This window comes from Ruegeria sp. AD6 (genome assembly GCF_056542325.1).
Map to the genome: position 1 here is coordinate 191243 of NZ_JBQFZQ010000002.1, position 17230 is coordinate 208472.

Sequence of the window (17230 nt, forward strand, 5' to 3'; positions counted from 1 at the left end):
AATACGAATGAGAAAACCCGCCAGTCTTTGGCGGGTTTTTTCGTTTCATAGCATTCTCGCGATGAGAACATACTGGGCAGTACCCAACCAAGTCACCGGTTGCGTGAGCGGAAACTGGTCACGTGGCATGGCACGGGCAAAACCAGTGGCTCTCTGCCCCGCGCTTCCCGATATGCAAGCGCCAAACTGACCGCATAACGCGGCCCATCTACACCCTGAGAAAAGGCAGATAGGACAGCGATACTCAGATCGCGCGCCTTGCGCAGCCTGCCCGCTTTTGTGGGCACAAAATACTCAAAATCGATAAAACGAAGCTGACGACCGTCCCAGCACATATCCCGAAAAGCGGGACGTCCATGCGCCAATCCCATCGCGTGAAGACGCGCCAGCGCGCGCCCAGCAGCCCGGCACGCCCTGAGCTTTTCCGCAACCGTAATGGACCTTTCGGTGCAAAACTTGGTCAGGCTGCGACCCGCATCCTCAACCGCTATGTAACCGCATCCTTCGGCCAGGATTCTGGGGACAGGCGCACCAAGGTTCCAAAGATTGCGATGAGAAGACCGATCCCGTTCAAAAGCCTGTTCGGGATTTCCTTTGACAAGCCAGAGGTGGGGGGCAAACCGTTCGACACGTTTCAGCCAGAACTTGTCGCCTTGCCTGGTCTGACACAGGGCCACGCGCTGATGGGACGCAAGCAGAGCCTCATCGACCGCATTAGCCAGACTTGTCACCCTGCCTTTCAAACACATCCCCTCTCAACCTCTTGAAATAATATAGGAAGCGAAGTGCCGTGTTTCATCGGATCCAGAGGCGAAATTCCCGCCGGGCAGAACGATTTAATCCAAAGTTGACGCCTTACCGCTCGGTCAGTTTCAACTCGATCCGTCGGTTTTGCGCGCGGGCTTCGGGGGTGTCGGCTGGATTGACGGGCTGGAACTCACCAAACCCGTTGGCTGCCAGACGGTTCGGCGGGATGCCCAGCGCATCGACCATGTAGCGCACGACCGACAAGGCGCGACCCTGGCTCAGTTCCCAATTGTCGCGATACCGCCCGGACCCGGCCAGGGGCACATTGTCGGTATGGCCATCGACCCGGATCACCCAATTCAGGCCCTCGGGGATTTCGGCGGCAACGGTGCGCAGGATCGCGGCGACCTTTGCGACCTCCTGCCGGCCTTCGGCGGACAATTCTGCCGAACCTGTGTCAAACAGCACCTCGGATGAGAACACGAACCGGTCGCCCTCGATCCGGACACCTTCCTGATCGCCCAGAACATCGCGCAACCTGCCGAAAAACTCGGACCGATAGCGTTGCAGGTCCTCGGCCTGTGCAGTCAGTTCCTGATTCTGCCCGGCCAGAGCCTCGGCCTCGGCTTCAAGCCGCTGACGTTCGGCCTCTTCCAACAAGCGGCGGCGGCGCTCTTCGGAGGCGGCCCGCGCAAGCGCTGCGTTCAGGTCCTGGCCCAAGGTCTGAATCTGGATGTCGGCGGCAGCATTGCGTTCTTCATAGTCATCCAGCAACGCCTGTAGGGACCCCAACTGCCCCCGCAGGGCCGCAATCTGCTGGTTCAGCAAAGCGGCCTCGCGCTGAGCCTTCGCCGAAATCGCCTGCTCTGCAGAGAGTGTTTCACGCGCGACATCCAATAGCGCCGCGCGCTGTTCCGCCAGCGTTCTTTGCGCATTGGCATCGGTTTCCGCCTGTGTCCGCGCATCCAGGGCAGCCTGCAACTGGGCTTGCAGGTCTTCGTTGTTCAATTCACCGAACTGGCGCTCCAACTCGGCACGGGCCGCTTGCGCGGCGGCCAACAAGGTAAGCGTGTCCTCGGCCTCCTTCCGCTGCGCCTCAAGCGCCAAAGTCATCGCGGTCAGTTCGGCATCGGCATCCTGCAAGCGGTTGCGCAGGTTTTCCGCTGCGGCGGCTTCAGCAAGCCGTGCGGCCTCTTCATCGCTAAGCTGCTCCTGCAATTCCGCGATCTGCGCCGCGCGCTCCTCGCCGCTTTGTTCCAGATCGGCCACCAGTGCTTCCAGCGCCTCGCGCCGGGCAGCGGCAAGGCGAGCGGCCTCGGCCTGCGCGTCGATTTCCGCGCGGCTTTGGGCCAATGCCTGATCCAACGCGTCCCGTTCGCCCAACAGGTCCGCGCGCTGTGTTTCCAAGGCGGCAATGTCGTCCTGCGCGCGCGCCTGATCGGCAAGCAACGTTGCGACCTGAGCCTCAAAATCCGTAATGCGGGTCTGCGCCTGCGCCAGATCGTCCTCGGCCTGCGTCAGGGTGGCGTTCAAGGCCCCCAGCCGGGCCTGCAAGCGGCTGTTTTCACGCTCTTCCAACCCCAGCGCACCGGCCAGCGCCGCGACCTCGTCCGACAGGGCGGTCAGTTCATCCTCCTGCCCGGAAATCGTCTCGCGCAGCACGAACTGCACCACCATGAAGATGGTCAGCACAAAGGTCAGCACCATCAGCAGGCCCGTCATCGCATCCACGAATCCGGGCCAGACCGAGCCCTGGAACCGTTGACCGGTGCGACGGGACAGGGCCATGGGTTACTCTCCTTCGGGCGTCGTACGCACGGCGCCGCGTGGCAGGGTCATGGCCTTGACCAACAACTCGATGTCCTTGCGGAATTCGTTCATGCTTTCCTGACGGCCAGCCGAAATCTCTTCGAGGATGCGCAGCAGTTGGACGTCCATGGATCGCAGGCGCATCCGGCTTTCAGCGTCGATGCCGTCGCCTGCGCCGTGATCGCGCATGTGATCCAGCAAGGCGTCCTGCCCCAAGGCCACACGTTCCAGCGCGGCTGTAATGCCTTCGTTATCCGCCTGACGCTGGTTCATTTGCCCGATGGCATCGACCAGCTGCCCCAGCTTGTTCGACACGTCAGCCCGGTCGGTTTCCTGCGCCACGAACAAGGTTTGCAAGGCGTCCATCTGTTCGGACATCGCATCCAGAACCGGGGTCAGTACAGCAATCTCTGCCCCGCCTTCCTCGCCCGAGGCAAAACCGACGCGGGTGATCGAGGATAACCATTCCTCAAGCTCGCGGTAAAACCGGTTCTGGCCGTGGCCCGCAAACACCTCTAGCAAGCCCACGATCAGCGACCCGGCCAGACCTAAAAGCGACGAGCCAAAGGCCACGCCCATGCCCTGCAACTGCGCCTCAAGCCCGGTCATCAGGCGGTTGAAAACAGCAAGACCTTCCTCACCTTCTTGCGGGTTCAGGCTGCGGATGGTGTCGACGATGGCGGGGACCGTGGTGGCGAGGCCAAAGAACGTGCCCAGCAGGCCCAGATAGATCAGGACGTTGGTGATATAGCGCGTGATCTCACGCTCTTCTTCCACCCGCTCGGCGACCGAATCCAGAATCGACCGGGTCGAGGTCGAACTGATCTGCGACCGTGCGCCCCGTTCCCGCAGCAGCGAGGCCAGCGGGGCCAGCAATTGCGGGGTTCGGGCATCTTCGCGGACAACACCGCCGACAAACGCCTCAATCCAGCGGACCGAGCCGATCAGCTGCGTGACCTGATAGAAACAGGCGAAAACACCGATGATGAACACCATCAGAATGAAGCCGTTCAGGTAGGGGTTGGCGAAGAACACCGGCAGCACGTAGGGCAGCGCCAGAAACACCCCCAGCCCGGACAGACCGATTGCGATCAACATCATCACGATCTGTCGAATGGGATGCGAGAAATGGGGTCTCGCGCCCTGATGTGCCTGCGCCATGCGCGTGGTTCCCGGTCTTTATCTGCTCTGGCCTGAATCTAGCGAAAATCCGCTGGTGACGCCAAGGGTTTATGCGGTGATACTGCGCACCCGTTGCGACAACCACTCAAGATCGGGGTCATGCAGCCCGATCTCGGCCAGATGTTCGGCAGTGTTGTACAGATACTCGGTGTTCGGACCGCGCCCGCCAACCGCATGGGCGATGATCTGGGCCTGTTCTTCCAGCGGGATGCCCCCGCAATACTGCACGTGGCCTTCGTCAATCACATAGGTCACGGCAGTGACGATGTCGCCATTGTCCAGATGCACGTCCAGCATCCGTTCCACGTAAGCGGATGAGATCAGCTCACGCTCGCGCAATTCGTGCAGGGTGCGGTCCTCATGCCCGGCCTCAACGGCCAGCGCCAGCCCCTTGCAGTGGGCATCGGGTTGCTCGTCCAATGCCAGAACAAGGCCGGGTTTCTCTTCGGTGCCGCGATGGTGGATCGAGCTCATGCAGAAGGACCGCGCATATCCTTGCAGCGTCGCAAGCTCGCTTCGGGCCACGGGGAAGCCGGGGTTCCACAGCAGCGATCCATATCCGAAAACCCACATTGTCATTGCACTAGTCCTTGCCTGTTTCGACCTATAAACATCAATTCCGAGGCAGGAAAAAGGGCCGAAGCTCATGCGCCGTCTGATACGAGTGTTCATTTTTGCAGCCATCGCATGGAGCGCCTATTGGTTCATCGCCGGATATGGCCTGCGCAACGCGATCACAGGCTGGTTTGACGCCCAGCAATCCCGCGGGTGGCAGGCCGAGTTTTCGGATGTCGAAACAGCGGGATTTCCTGCGCATCACATCACGCGGCTGAACAGCCCGGCCCTGGCCGATCCTGCCACCGGAACCGCGTGGAGCGCGGACTGGATCGAATTCCAAAGCCCCGCGATCTGGCCGGGGCGGCAGATTCTGCGCTTTGCCGACACACCCCAGCGCCTGTCCTATTTCGACCAGACCGCAACCATTGAGGCGCAGGAGCTTCAGGCCCAGTTACAACTGCAACCCGGTGTCGCGCTGGTGCTTGAGAAGATGGCGCTGACCGCCGGGCCCTGGCTGATCTCGGAAGACGGCGAGGCGCTGGCCGGCGGCGACACCCTTGGCCTTGTGATGGAGCAGACGGCGACCCCCGAAGCCTATGCAATCACGGCGCAGATCGAAGGGTTCGCCCCGGGGGACGATCTGCGGGCTCTGATGCAGTCCGCCACCTCGCTGCCGCAGCGGTTCGAAACGCTGGAACTGGACATGGTAACCACATTCGACAAGCCGTGGGACCGGACCGCGCTGGAAGAAAGCCGCCCTCAGCCCGTGGCCATTGACCTGAACCTGGCCGAGATCAAATGGGGAGAGCTTCGGTTATTTGCCGCAGGTGAGCTGGACGTGGATGCCCAAGGCATTCCAACCGGCGAAATCGCCATCAAGGCCGAGAACTGGCGCGACATGATTGCGATGGCAAACGCGGCGGGGGCCCTGCCCGATCAGGCGGTCGATCCGGTCACCCGTGCGCTCAACTTTCTGGCGGGGCTGGGCGGCAACCCGAATGCGCTGGATCTGCAACTGAATTTCCGCGACGGGTTTGTGGCGCTGGGGCCCCTGCCCTTGGGCCCGGCCCCACGCCTGATCCTGCGTTAACGGCAGAAGGGACCACGGCGATAGCGCGCCGTGTCCAGATGGAAGTGATCACGGTGGTACCGGTCAGAATTCGGCCCCAGAACCGTTCCAAAAGGCCCGCACGCCCCGCGCCAGACCTTTTTAAGTTGTTTCTGCGAAGGGTTCTTGCGCCAGCCATCATAGACGGTGACAACCTCACCATCCGCCATAACGAAACCCGAAATGTCGATGGCGCGGCCTTTGCCATGTTCAGAGATACGCGCGCCTTTGCGATTGTTCCGCGTCCGGCAGGCATAATGGGCAGCGACCTGCAACTGCACCACCGGTCCGCGCCGCTTGAACGTGGGCTTGACCGATTTATCCACCCACTTGTTCAACGCAATCGCCGTTCCGCAATCCATCGTTGATGGACGGCTGAGCGCAACGCCCGACACCGAGGTAATCTGCACCGCATCCTTGATCCCGCAGGCACTGACCTTGCTGCTCACGCGCCCGACGGGTTTGCCCTGAATCGCAATATCCCCACAAACCGAGCCTTTGCGCAGCTTACGTCGCTTGAACAGAATGGCTTGCTCCAGCGACTCGGGCCGCAGGTAAGGCATCAGGGATGTATCCGGGCCCAGCAACGGCAAATCCGACGGGCGCGCGGCGGCTGCAGTAACCTGCGGTGACACGGGGCGCAATTCGGGGCGCATTTTGGGGATGCTCAGCGGGGTTGCCGCGCGGCTGGAGGCCGCGACCAATTCGACGCTGTTCGAAGTGCTATTGGGACGCGCAACGGGAAACAATGACTGTTCCGGGGGCTTTGCCTGCGCGGCAACGGCCCAAAGCGCCGCCATACAGAACAGGATATGCCCCCGGACACGTGTCACGAACTGACCTTTCCCCGGCCAAAGTCCGGCGCGTCCGTGTCCTGACCCGCATCGATAATCCCGCGCCGGATCGCACGTGTGCGGGTGAAATAGTCGAACAGATGATCCCCGTCCCCGGTGCGGATGGCGCGTTGCAGGGCAAACAGTTCCTCGGTGAAGCGCCCAAGGATTTCCAGCGTTGCATCCTTGTTGGTTAGAAAAACATCACGCCACATGGTCGGGTCGGATGCGGCAATCCGGGTGAAATCCCGGAAACCCGCCGCCGAGTATTTGATAACCTCACTATCCGTCACCCGACGCAGATCATCTGCCACACCCACCATCGTATAAGCGATCAGATGTGGCGCATGGGACGTCACGGCCAGCACCAGATCGTGGTGATCAGCGTCCATCTCATCAACGTTGGACCCCATGCCTTCCCATAAGGCCCGCAAACGCGCGATGGCATCGGGGTCCGAGCCCTCGACCGGCACCAGCAAGCACCAACGGTTGTCGTAAAGCTCCGCAAACCCCGCTTCCGGGCCGGAATGCTCGGTCCCGGCCAGCGGGTGGGCGGGGATGAAATGCACGCCTTCGCGAATATGCGGCGACACCGCCTGAATGACGTGGCGCTTGACGGAGCCCACATCCGTCACCGTCGCGCCCGGCTTCAGAACCGGCGCGATATCTTGGGCAACTGCGCCCATAGCCCCAACCGGAACACACAGCACGACCAGATCGGCCCCTTCGACCGCCTCTTGCGCGGTGTCACACACGCGGTCGCACAACCCGATCCGGCGGGCCGTTTCCCGCGTGGCCTCCGAGCGCGCATAGCCCGTCACCTCACCCGCAAGCCCGGCGCGTTTGATCGCCCAGAACATGGATGAGGCGATCAGGCCCAGCCCGATCAGCGCCACACGGTCGTATATCTGGCTCATGCAGCGCCCCCTTTAAACGCAGTGACGGCTGCAACCACGCGGCGGCAGGCCTCTTCATCGCCGACGGTGATCCGCAGCGCGTTGGGCAGGTTGTAGCCTGCAACGCGGCGCACAATCAAACCCTGCGTTTTGAGATAGTCGTCACATGCCTCGGCCTCGGCTTGATCCGCAAAGCGCGCAAGTATGAAATTGGTGCAGGACGGGTCCGAGGGTACGCCGACCTTGGCCAGTTCATCTGCCAGCCAAACCCGAAGCCGCGCGTTCTCGGTCTGGCAGAAGGACAGGAATTCAACATCGTTCACCGCCGCCTTTGCCGCAGCCAGAGCCGTCAGCGACAGGTTGAAGGGCTGGCGCACCCGGTTCAGCACATCGATGATCGGCTGATGGGCATAGCCCCAACCCACGCGCATGCCGCCCAGACCGTACACCTTTGAAAAGGTCCGGGTCATGATCACATTCTCATGGGCGTCCACCAACCCGGCGCCGCCATCGAACCCATCGACAAACTCGGCATAGGCCCCATCGATAACCATCAGGCAGGTTTCGGGCAGTGCGCTGGCCAAACGCTCCAGCTCGGCCTCGGGGATCATGGTCGAGGTCGGATTGCCCGGGTTCGTCACAAACACAATCCGCGTCTGCCCGGTCACTGCGGCCAATATGTTATCGACATCCACATGGCGGTCGCGTTCCGGCACCATAACCGGCGTCGCCCCGGCCATACGCGCAATGATCGGGTACATCGAGAACCCGTGTTCGGTATAGATCACCTCATCCCCCGGCCCCGCATAGGCCTGAGCGATGAATTGCAGCACTTCGTCACTGCCAACACCGCAAATGATCCGCGCCGGGTCCAGCCCGTGCCGCGCGCCAATAGCAAAGCGCAGACTGGCATGATCGGTGCTGGGATAACGATGCAAGGTCGCGGCGCTATCGCGCACAGCTTCAATCGCCTTGGGGCTGGGTCCAAACGGATTTTCGTTGGAACTCAGCTTGATCACATGCTCGACCCCCGCCACATGCGACTGGCCGCCCTGATACAGCGCGATGTCCATGATGCCGGGTTGCGGGGTGATCTTGGTCATTGAGAGGCTCCGTTAACTCGGCCCCTCATACCTGTCTCAACGGATTGAGAAAAGCGGCAATTCCCTCATGCGGCCTTGAAGCGCGCGGTTGCCGGGTCGGCGTTGTAATAGGGCGCAAATTCCGCAGTCCGGCGGGACAGGTCATTGACGCTGTCGATGATGAACCGAACCGTTTCTTCGCTCATGAGGTACGAGAAGTTCAGCCGCACCCAGCCGGGTTTTTTCATTTCCTCTCCCGCAGACAGCGCCGCGTGCAATTCGTCTGACGTCGCCCGGTCGATGCCCAGCAGCCGGTGCGCATAGGGCCCCGCGCAGGCACAGCCACCACGGGCCTGAATACCGTAAATGTCGCTGAGCATACGCGTGAACAGCTGCTGATGCACCGGCTGCCCCGCATTATCCCGCACAAGGAACGAGTAGATCGGTAGACGATGCGCCGACTCTGTCCCAAGCAAAGTCAGGTTTGGATTGTCCTTCCAGCCGTCCAGCGCCATGCGGTTATACAGCGCCTCACGCCGCGCAATTTCATCGGTTCCCACCACGTCCTTTACGATAAAGGCCAAGGCGGCACGGATATCCCCGATCACATTCGGCGTTCCCGCCTCTTCGCGTGTGGCAAGATCGGCGCTGTAGTCATGCCGCCAGGGTGAAACGAAACTGACCGTCCCGCCACCGGGCCAGCTGGGGCTGGTGCGCTGCACCGCCTGCCCGTTCACGATCAACACGCCCGACGCGCCCGGCCCACCCGGAAACTTGTGCGGAGAGACCACAATCGCATCCTTGCGCGCATCCTCTGGCCCCATATCCATCGGCAGATATGGCCCTCCACCAGCGTAATCCCACACTGCCGACGCCCCATGGCGCTTCAGCAACCGCGTGACCGGATCGGGATCCGTGATAATCCCCGTCACATTGGATGCCGCTGAAAACGACCCGATCACAAGATCCGCATCCGCATGGCGCAGCAAAGCGCCTTCCAGCGCACCCATATCAACCCCGCCATCCGCGGCTTCGGGAATCTCAACCACCAATGCCTTGCTTTCACGCCACGGCAGGATGTTCGAGTGATGCTCATACGGCCCGATGAAAACAACCGGCCGGTCTGCCTCCTCCACTCCCAAAAGGCTGACCAGCCGGTTCAAACCCGCAGTGGCTCCGGACCCGGCAAAGATCACCGCGTCGTCTCCCCTCGCACCAACAATGCGGGCAATTTCAGCGCGCGCTTCCTGGCGAAGCCGCGTCATGTAAGACCCACAGAAAGAGGCCTCGGTATGGCTGTTGGCATAGAACGGCAGAACATGCTCGGCCACAAAATCCTCAACCTGCCGCAATGCGCGGCCCGAGGCGACGTAATCCGCATAAACCAGCGATACGTCCCCGTGCAGACCCGGGATCAGAACGTTCTCTCCGATCAGCCCATCGCGCAGCTTGGAATTGCGAGTGGTGGATTGGATTTCTGCGCGAAACTTGGACAAGGTCATTACACCGGCTCCTTTCTGTAATACCAATGTGATTGAGCCGAAACGCGAAATCTTCACCGTTTTTTGCGTACTATTCGCATTTTTTGTGTCATATGATCAGATATGACCGCAAAACTAGATCAAATTGATATTCGCATCCTGCAAGCGCTGCAAAAAGATGCCACCCTGTCCCAGCGCGAACTGGCAGATCAGGTCGGCCTGTCGCAAAACGCCTGCTGGCGGCGGTTGAAGGCGCTGAACGAAGACGGCGTCCTGCTCGGCTCCACCGCCCGGATCGCACGCGAAAAACTGGGGCTCAGCCTGGTGGTATTCGTCATGCTGCGCACGCGCCACCATTCGGCGGATTGGCTACAAGCCTTTCGCCGCCACGTGCTCACCATCCCCGAAGTGGTGGATTTTCACCGCATCGGCGGCGACTACGATTACCAGCTCAAAGTCGTCACGCAGGACATGGCATCCTACGACAAGGTCTACCAACGTCTGATCGAAAAGGTCGAGCTGGACAGTGTAACCTCATATTTCGCGATGGAGGCAATCGCCGAGGCCCGCCCCCTCCCCCTCTGATCCGCTCTTCTTCTGTTTGAAAATACCTCGGGGGAATCGCGGCCTGCCGCGATGGGGGCAGCGCCCCCTTCCAACAAAAAAAGACCGCGCTGAAAGCGCGGCCCTTTGGATCAGGTCTATCGGCGAAGATCAGTTCTTCGCGTAGAATTCAACAACCAGGTTCGGTTCCATGACGACCGGATAGGGCACATCACCCAGACCCGGAGCGCGAACGAAGGTCGCGGTCATTTTCGAATGATCCGCGTCGATGTAGTCAGGCACATCGCGCTCGGCCAGAGCAGCGGCTTCCAGAACAACAGCCAGTTGCTTGGACTTGTCGCGCACTTCGATCACGTCGCCTTCCTTGACGCGGTAGCTGGGGATGTTGACCCGCTTGCCGTTCACTTTGACATGGCCGTGGTTCACGAACTGACGTGCGGCAAACACGGTCGGCACGAACTTGGCGCGATAGACAACGGCGTCCAGACGGCGCTCCAGCAGACCGATCAGGTTTTCACCGGTGTCGCCTTTGACACGCTCGGCTTCGGCGTAGATGCGGCGGAACTGCTTCTCGGTCAGGTCGCCATAGTAGCCTTTCAGCTTCTGCTTGGCGCGCAGCTGCAGACCAAAGTCCGACAGTTTGCCCTTGCGGCGCTGGCCGTGCTGGCCGGGGCCGTATTCACGACGGTTGACCGGGGATTTCGGACGACCCCAGATGTTTTCGCCCATCCGGCGGTCGATTTTGTACTTGGCAGACGTGCGTTTGGTCACGGCTGATCTCCTTTAAAGTGGCATTTCGGCTTGATCCGAAAACCGGTTCCCACTGTTCGGGCCGAAATAGCGTCTCCGCTCGGACCGGACAGTTCCAGTTCAGACCAGGCGTGGTGCCGGGTTATAAAGGGCGTTGTCCTCTTGAGGCTTCCCCCATGACAGGCATCCCCTTGCGGGGGCCACCAACACCAATGAAGTCGCGCTTATATCTGCAGATCAGTCAGAGTCAATAAGCTATTCGGCAAGAAATTCCCGGGAAAAGGGCGCAATTCGAAAGGCCGCAGGTCGCCAAGCCTGGATTGCCGCTGCGCTTAGGTCTTCCGCGTCACAGCGTGCAGTGGAAAGGTAACGACGGTCGCGCCCTGAGGGGGCTCGATAAACGCCTGACCGCCAAAATCCGAAACGTCGCAGATCCAGAAAGACTGATCGCGCGGTGGGCACCCGTCCGAGAACACAAAGGTCGGGTCAATCTCGCCGTCCTGAACAACCAGATCCGCGCTGAACCGTTGCGCGCCATTGGTCAGAACGACCGAGCCAAAAGCCTCACCGGAGATTTCCCGAACAATCGCAAATCGGTCACTGGTCCGAGAGGATACAGCGCCAATACCGCCCGCCCGTTCAACCGCTTGCTCGGCACCATCGCTCAGCAGAACAGCCTGCCCGCGCCAGGACCACGCAGCCCCAACGACAAAAAAAGCCAGAGGCGCCGCCTCAAGCTCATCAAGCTCTGTCTGTTTCCACGATATGGCTATACGACCGCTTTGCCCTGGTCTCATCTGCCCGCTCAAACCTTTCAACATCCCACCACTTACTCACACGTCCATATCAACCCTGAATTCGGCGAAAAAGAGACCGAATTCAAGCAATCCGAAGATTGTTGCAAAACTGATTCAAATGGGCACCGATCAGTTCGCTGCCCTTCACTGTTACAACCGGGTGTCAGACGTCAAATAACAGATAAGTTACCCGCACTTAGAGTGGCCGCAGCTGCGACAGGTCATGCAGCCTTCGATCATGACCATATCGAACTGCCCACAGGATGGGCAGGCCTTGCCGCGCGGGGCGTCCATGTTCACCACCTGCGCCTGTGGGTCGGATTTCAGGCCCATCCCCTCGCCTTCCAGAAAGCCGATGCTGATCATGTGCTGTTCGATCACACCGCCAATCGCCGCCAGGATCGAGGGGATATACTTGCCCTTGACCCAGGCCCCACCACGCGGATCGAACACCGCCTTCAGTTCCTCGACCACAAAGGACACGTCTCCGCCACGACGGAACACAGCCGAGATCATTCGGGTCAGGGCCAGCGTCCAGGCGTAATGCTCCATGTTCTTCGAGTTGATGAACACCTCGAACGGGCGGCGGCGGCCTCCGATGACGATATCGTTGATCGTCAGGTAGATGGCGTGTTCGCTGTCGGGCCATTTCAGCTTGTAGGTCGACCCCTCAAGAGCTTGCGGGCGATCCAGCGGTTCGGACATATACACGACCTCGCCACCATCGACCTCATGCGGCGCATCAGCGCTTTCGCCCGGAGCCTTGTCGTCGCTTTCCGATACCGTCAGGACCGAGCCCGTCACGTCGTTGGGGCGATAGGTGGTGCAACCCTTACAGCCCTGATCCCAGGCCTGCATATAGACATCCTTGAACGCGTCAAAGCTGATGTCTTCGGGGCAGTTGATCGTCTTCGAAATCGAACTGTCGATCCATTTCTGCGCTGCCGCCTGCATCTTGACGTGATCAGACGGGCTCAAAGTCTGCGCGTTGACGAAGTAGTCCGGCAGATCCGCGTCGCCGAACTTGTCGCGCCACATCTGCACGGCGTAATCCACGACCTCTTCTTCGGTGCGCGAGCCGTCCTTCTGCAACACTTTGCGCGTATAGGCATAGGCAAAGACCGGCTCGATCCCCGAAGATACGTTCCCGGCATAAAGCGATATGGTCCCCGTCGGCGCAATCGAGGTCAGCAAAGCGTTGCGGATACCATGTTCGCGGATCGCATCGCGCACGTCGTCGTCCATCTGCTGCATCGTGCCGCTGGCCAGATATTTCTCGGCATCGAACAGCGGGAACGCCCCTTTCTCCTTTGCCAAGTCCACCGACGCCAGATATGCGGCGCGGGCAATCGCGTGCAACCAGCGCTCGGTCTGACGCGCCGCCTCGTCGGACCCATAGCGCAGGCCCAGCATTAGCAGCGCATCGGCCAGACCGGTCACACCCAGCCCGATCCGGCGCTTGGCCTGTGCCTCGGCCGCCTGTTCGGGCAGCGGGAATTTCGAGGCATCCACCACGTTGTCCATCATCCGAACGGCAGTGGCGACCAGCTCCTGCATCGCGGCCTCGTCCAGATGCGCGGCATCTTCGAACGGCTCGGCCACCAGACGTGCCAGGTTGATCGAACCCAGCAGGCAGGCGCCATAAGGCGGCAGAGGTTGCTCTCCGCATGGGTTCGTCGCTGCGATGGTTTCAACATAGCTGAGGTTGTTGGCCTTGTTGATCCGGTCGATGAAAATCACACCCGGCTCGGCATAGTCATAGGTCGCCTGCATGATCTTGTTCCACAGATCGCGGGCCTGAACGGTGTGATAGACTTTGTCGCCGAACACCAGCTCCCACGGGCCGTCGGCCTTGACGGCCTCCATGAAGGCATCGGTCACCAGCACGGACATGTTGAACATGCGCAGGCGGGCCGGGTCGGATTTGGCTGTGATGAACTGTTCGATATCCGGGTGATCGCAGCGCATGGTCGCCATCATCGCCCCGCGACGAGAACCCGCCGACATGATCGTCCGGCACATCGCGTCCCACACATCCATGAATGACAGCGGGCCAGAGGCATCCGCCGCCACCCCATGCACATCCGCACCGCGCGGGCGGATGGTCGAGAAATCGTAACCGATGCCCCCGCCCTGTTGCATCGTCAGCGCCGCCTCTTTAAGCATGTCGAAAATACCGCCCATGCTGTCCGGTACGGTGCCCATGACGAAACAGTTGAACAGAGTCACCTGCCGCGCAGTACCTGCCCCTGCGGTGATCCGTCCAGCGGGCAGGTATTTGAAATCCTCCAGCGCCGCAAAGAACTTATCCTCCCAATGCGCCGGATCTTTCTCGACCCGTGCCAGATCACGGGCGATGCGCCGCCAGCTGTCCTCGACCGTCTGGTCGATGGGCGTGCCATCCGCCTGTTTGAAACGGTATTTCATGTCCCAGATCTGCTCGGCGATGGGGGCGGCAAAGCGGCTCATTGGTGCTCCGATATCAAAAAATTAGGTTGGACGCGGCGGCGGGACTTGAACCCGCATCCTCCTCGCCGTAGCCTATTTGGCACCACACCAAGACCACTCGAAAGCGAGGCGCTCTATCCTTTGAGCTACGCCACGTTTTACGTCGATTCGTCGACGGACCCTCACAATACAGCAGCGACCTACGCCGCTACAACAGGTTGATGATAGAACATCTCGGACTACAATATAATGGCTAGGCTTGGGACGACTCTGTGGGAAAGCTGTGGATAACTACGTAAACCTCATAAAACTCTCGGTCGGCTCGGAAAGCGTCGAGACCCTGCAGGCGTGGCAGGACAGCCGCAAGCCGTTGTACGAGGACGGCTGCCCGCGCCATGTCACCCGCATGTGGCCCAAGCGCGAGGCCGAGATTCTGAATGGCGGGTCAATCTATTGGGTGATCAAGGGCGTCATCCAATGCCGCCAGCGCATCCTGCGTCTGGACGAGGTCCGCGGCGACGACGGCATCCGCCGCTGCGCCATCGTGCTGGACCCCGAGGTGCATCGCACCCAAACCGCCCTGAAACGCCCGTTTCAAGGCTGGCGTTACCTCAAGCCCGAGGACACCCCTGCCGACCTGCCGAAAACCCGCGAACAGGACGACGCCCTGCCCGACGATCTAAACCGCGCGCTGGCGGAAATCGGGGTGCTGTAAAAACCAACGTCAACTCGTCCTCAGGTCTGCGCGTTGTGGATGCGCCAAAAAACACGTAAAGTGCCCATTTAATTTATTAAGTTAACGAGGGCACTTTATGATGAATGGACAAATCCGGACAATTTTATTGGCGGCTGTTTGTGTGGCAGGTGGAACGAGCGTTCTTGCTGCCCCAAAGGACGGAAAATACAGCCTGACAGTACCTTCAAAAAACCCCTTTCCAGTGACGGTCACCATTGCCAGCGGCAACATTGCAGGTATCACATCCTCCACGCTGCAAAACATCAACGGCGCCAGCGTTTCGGGGAACAGCAAAAAGCAATCCATCAGTTTCAGCTTCGACAGCGCGAACTGCGGAGGCGGCAACACCGGCACTATGACATTCGACCTGAGAAAGAATGTCGTTTTCAAAAAATGGAAGGGGACGTGCGGGTCAAAACGTTTTGACGTCAGCAAATCTGTGACCGCTGCCCCTGATTAGGTTTTGCTCACCCGGTCCATCACTTCTGCAAGCACCCGCTTGTCATCAGGCGAATAACTGGCCACCCGGCTGCGCCACAGGGTCGCCTGTGACTGCAACACAAGCCCGTCCGTCAGGATTTTCAGGTGATTGGCGCGCAGTGTTTCGCCGCTGGATGTAATGTCCGCAATCGCCTCGGCGGTTTCGTTCATCACCGTGCCCTCGGTCGCGCCCTGACTGTCGACCAGCGTGTAATCGGCCACGCCTGCGTCCGTTAGAAACTCCCGCACCAAACGGTGATATTTGGTGGCAATCCGCAGCCGGTGGCCGTGAGCCTTGCGGAACGCCGCCGCTGCCGCATCCAGATCGTCCAGCGTATCCACATCCACCCAGCAGGCGGGCGTGGCGATGATCAGGTCGGCCTTGCCGAACCCAAGCCGCGAGACTTCTTCGACCTGCTGTTCCCAACGTGGCAGTTTTTCCTGCACCAGATCGATGCCGGTTACACCCAGATGAATACGCCCCGCCGCAAGTTCGCGGGGGATTTCCCCGGCGGACAACAGGATCAGGGAGACGCCATCAATGCCTTCGACCTTACCGGCATATTCCCGGTCCGAGCCGCTGCGCGACAGGGTGATGCCGCGCTTTTCGAACCACGAAAAGGTCTTGTCCATCAACCGGCCCTTCGAGGGCACGCCCAGTTTCAGGCTCATTGCGCGTCCTCCTCAACCTCAAGCATCAGGTCCGGGCGCAGTACGCCGCCCACGGCGGGGATTTCCGCGCCGTTGCCCAATTGCCGCGTCAGCGCGTCATAGCGCCCGCCGGTGGCAATCGGTGGCAGGTCGGGGCGGCCCTCGGCGTAGAAGCCAAAGACAAACCCGTCATAATATTCCATCGACGTGCGGCCATAGGCGGCCTCGAAATCCAGCCGTTCGACATCGACGCCACGCGCCTGAAGCGAGGCCACCCGCGCCTCGAGCCGGTCCAGCGCCGGGGTGATCTGCGGCAGGTCGACGACCACGTCGCGCAGTTGCTCCAGCGCGAAAGGCATGGTTTCGCGCACGTTCAGCAGCGTTTCCAGCCCGACCAGCTCATTGTCGGAAATCGGCGGTGTGTCACGATCCTCGCGCAAGGCTTCAATCCGCGCCTCGATCTCGGATGCGCGGCGTTTGCCGATCATCGGGGCGTCGATGGCCAGAGGGTCGGCAGCATCCAACAGCGTATCGCGCCCTTCGGGGCCAGCCTTACGTCCGGCGAACCGGTCCAGCAGAGTGCGGAACCGGCGCGGGCGCCACAGATGCCGCATCAGCGCATCCTTGCGTCTGTCGGTCGTCCGCAAACCCTGAACGGCGGCCGTCAGAATACCGATATCCCCTGTTGCAGCACGCAGAGGCAGCCCGCGCAATTGCAACGCAAACAGCGAGAATACCTCGGCATCCGCGCCGGCGGGGTCATTGCGGTCAAAGACCTCGTACCCCACCTGAATGTATTCGTTGGACCGGTCCGGGTCGTGTTCCTGCCGCCGAAACACCTCGCCGGAATAGGTATAGCGCGCGGGCTCGGCCCCATCGTTCATATGCATCTGCACCACGGGCAGCGTGAAATCCGGGCGCAACATCTGTTCACCGCGCAGCGCGTCCGAGGTGACATAGGCGCGGGCGCGGATGTCTTCGCCATAGAGGTCCAGCAGCGTGTCCGCCGGTTGCAGCAGCGGCGTGTCCACCACTTGCGCCCCGGCGGCCTCGAACCGCACCCGCATCATCGCGGCGCGGGCCTGTATCTGGGAACGGTTGGGCATGG

The 17230-nt window shown here is 60.8% G+C and carries 17 protein-coding genes and 1 tRNA gene; 4 read left to right on the top strand and 14 right to left on the bottom strand.

The window, feature by feature from the left end; genetic code table 11:
* Positions 1–92: 92 nt before the first annotated feature.
* The 4 genes from ACR0KJ_RS07885 to ACR0KJ_RS07900 all read right to left on the bottom strand — a co-directional run bounded on the left by ACR0KJ_RS07885 (position 93) and on the right by ACR0KJ_RS07900 (position 4317).
* Positions 93–749, bottom strand: coding sequence for a phosphotransferase (locus tag ACR0KJ_RS07885; RefSeq protein WP_480626368.1), 657 nt, complete (start codon positions 747–749; stop codon positions 93–95).
* 106 nt (positions 750–855) lie between these two features.
* A complete protein-coding gene (locus ACR0KJ_RS07890; protein WP_170452712.1) occupies positions 856–2535 on the bottom strand; it encodes a peptidoglycan -binding protein in 1680 nt (559 codons plus the stop codon).
* Between the two features lie 3 nt (positions 2536–2538).
* Positions 2539–3717 carry a biopolymer transporter ExbB gene (locus ACR0KJ_RS07895; protein WP_170452715.1) on the bottom strand — a complete coding sequence of 393 codons (1179 nt, stop codon included), beginning with the start codon at positions 3715–3717 and terminating at the stop codon, positions 2539–2541.
* A gap of 69 nt (positions 3718–3786) precedes the next feature.
* Positions 3787–4317: a gamma-glutamylcyclotransferase gene (locus ACR0KJ_RS07900; RefSeq protein WP_170622830.1), complete on the bottom strand. Its 531-nt coding sequence runs from the start codon at positions 4315–4317 to the stop codon at positions 3787–3789.
* Between the two features lie 67 nt (positions 4318–4384).
* Here ACR0KJ_RS07900 and ACR0KJ_RS07905 point away from each other — a divergent pair, with 67 nt between their 5' ends.
* Positions 4385–5386: a DUF2125 domain-containing protein gene (locus tag ACR0KJ_RS07905; protein ID WP_170452719.1), complete on the top strand. Its 1002-nt coding sequence runs from the start codon at positions 4385–4387 to the stop codon at positions 5384–5386.
* Here the strand turns inward: ACR0KJ_RS07905 and ACR0KJ_RS07910 are convergent.
* From ACR0KJ_RS07910 to ACR0KJ_RS07925, 4 genes are all read right to left on the bottom strand, one after another.
* Positions 5383–6204: an extensin family protein gene (locus ACR0KJ_RS07910; protein ID WP_170453147.1), complete on the bottom strand. Its 822-nt coding sequence runs from the start codon at positions 6202–6204 to the stop codon at positions 5383–5385. The genes ACR0KJ_RS07905 and ACR0KJ_RS07910 overlap by 4 nt on opposite strands.
* Before the next feature lie 29 nt (positions 6205–6233).
* Positions 6234–7154 (bottom strand): prephenate/arogenate dehydrogenase family protein, encoded by a 921-nt coding sequence (locus ACR0KJ_RS07915; RefSeq protein WP_480626369.1) that lies wholly within the window; start codon positions 7152–7154, stop codon positions 6234–6236.
* Positions 7151–8236: a histidinol-phosphate transaminase gene (gene hisC / locus ACR0KJ_RS07920; protein ID WP_480626370.1), complete on the bottom strand. Its 1086-nt coding sequence runs from the start codon at positions 8234–8236 to the stop codon at positions 7151–7153. Before hisC ends, ACR0KJ_RS07915 begins: the two co-directional genes overlap by 4 nt.
* A gap of 65 nt (positions 8237–8301) precedes the next feature.
* Entirely contained in the window at positions 8302–9717 is a 1416-nt protein-coding gene (locus ACR0KJ_RS07925; protein WP_480626371.1) for an aminotransferase class V-fold PLP-dependent enzyme, read from the bottom strand.
* Positions 9718–9819: 102 nt separating this feature from the next.
* On the opposite strand from ACR0KJ_RS07925, the gene ACR0KJ_RS07930 reads away from it, so the two are divergent.
* The gene (locus ACR0KJ_RS07930; protein WP_170631936.1) at positions 9820–10281 is read left to right on the top strand and encodes an Lrp/AsnC family transcriptional regulator; all 462 of its coding nucleotides are present in this window, start codon (positions 9820–9822) and stop codon (positions 10279–10281) included.
* A 129-nt stretch (positions 10282–10410) separates the two neighbouring features.
* Here ACR0KJ_RS07930 and rpsD read toward each other — a convergent pair whose 3' ends face one another.
* From rpsD to ACR0KJ_RS07950, 4 genes are all read right to left on the bottom strand, one after another.
* The gene (gene rpsD / locus ACR0KJ_RS07935) at positions 10411–11031 is read right to left on the bottom strand and encodes a 30S ribosomal protein S4 (RefSeq protein WP_039537647.1); all 621 of its coding nucleotides are present in this window, start codon (positions 11029–11031) and stop codon (positions 10411–10413) included.
* A 311-nt stretch (positions 11032–11342) separates the two neighbouring features.
* Positions 11343–11807, bottom strand: a complete 465-nt coding sequence (locus tag ACR0KJ_RS07940) for a hypothetical protein (RefSeq protein WP_480626372.1) — start codon at positions 11805–11807, stop codon at positions 11343–11345.
* A 186-nt stretch (positions 11808–11993) separates the two neighbouring features.
* Positions 11994–14276: an adenosylcobalamin-dependent ribonucleoside-diphosphate reductase gene (locus ACR0KJ_RS07945; RefSeq protein ID WP_170521645.1), complete on the bottom strand. Its 2283-nt coding sequence runs from the start codon at positions 14274–14276 to the stop codon at positions 11994–11996.
* Positions 14277–14303: 27 nt separating this feature from the next.
* Positions 14304–14411: transfer RNA gene (locus ACR0KJ_RS07950), tRNA-OTHER, on the bottom strand.
* A gap of 127 nt (positions 14412–14538) precedes the next feature.
* Between ACR0KJ_RS07950 and ACR0KJ_RS07955 the strand changes: the two genes are divergently transcribed.
* Complete coding sequence (locus tag ACR0KJ_RS07955; RefSeq protein ID WP_170631930.1) at positions 14539–14970, top strand: DUF1489 domain-containing protein; 432 nt, start codon at positions 14539–14541, stop codon at positions 14968–14970.
* A 97-nt stretch (positions 14971–15067) separates the two neighbouring features.
* Positions 15068–15451: a hypothetical protein gene (locus ACR0KJ_RS07960; protein ID WP_480582684.1), complete on the top strand. Its 384-nt coding sequence runs from the start codon at positions 15068–15070 to the stop codon at positions 15449–15451.
* On the opposite strand, the gene hisG is transcribed toward ACR0KJ_RS07960, so the two are convergent.
* A complete protein-coding gene (hisG, locus tag ACR0KJ_RS07965) occupies positions 15448–16143 on the bottom strand; it encodes an ATP phosphoribosyltransferase (protein ID WP_170521640.1) in 696 nt (231 codons plus the stop codon). The two genes, ACR0KJ_RS07960 and hisG, sit on opposite strands and share 4 nt — an antisense overlap.
* Positions 16140–17228, bottom strand: coding sequence for an ATP phosphoribosyltransferase regulatory subunit (locus ACR0KJ_RS07970; RefSeq protein WP_480626373.1), 1089 nt, complete (start codon positions 17226–17228; stop codon positions 16140–16142). Before ACR0KJ_RS07970 ends, hisG begins: the two co-directional genes overlap by 4 nt.
* Positions 17229–17230 lie beyond the last annotated feature (2 nt).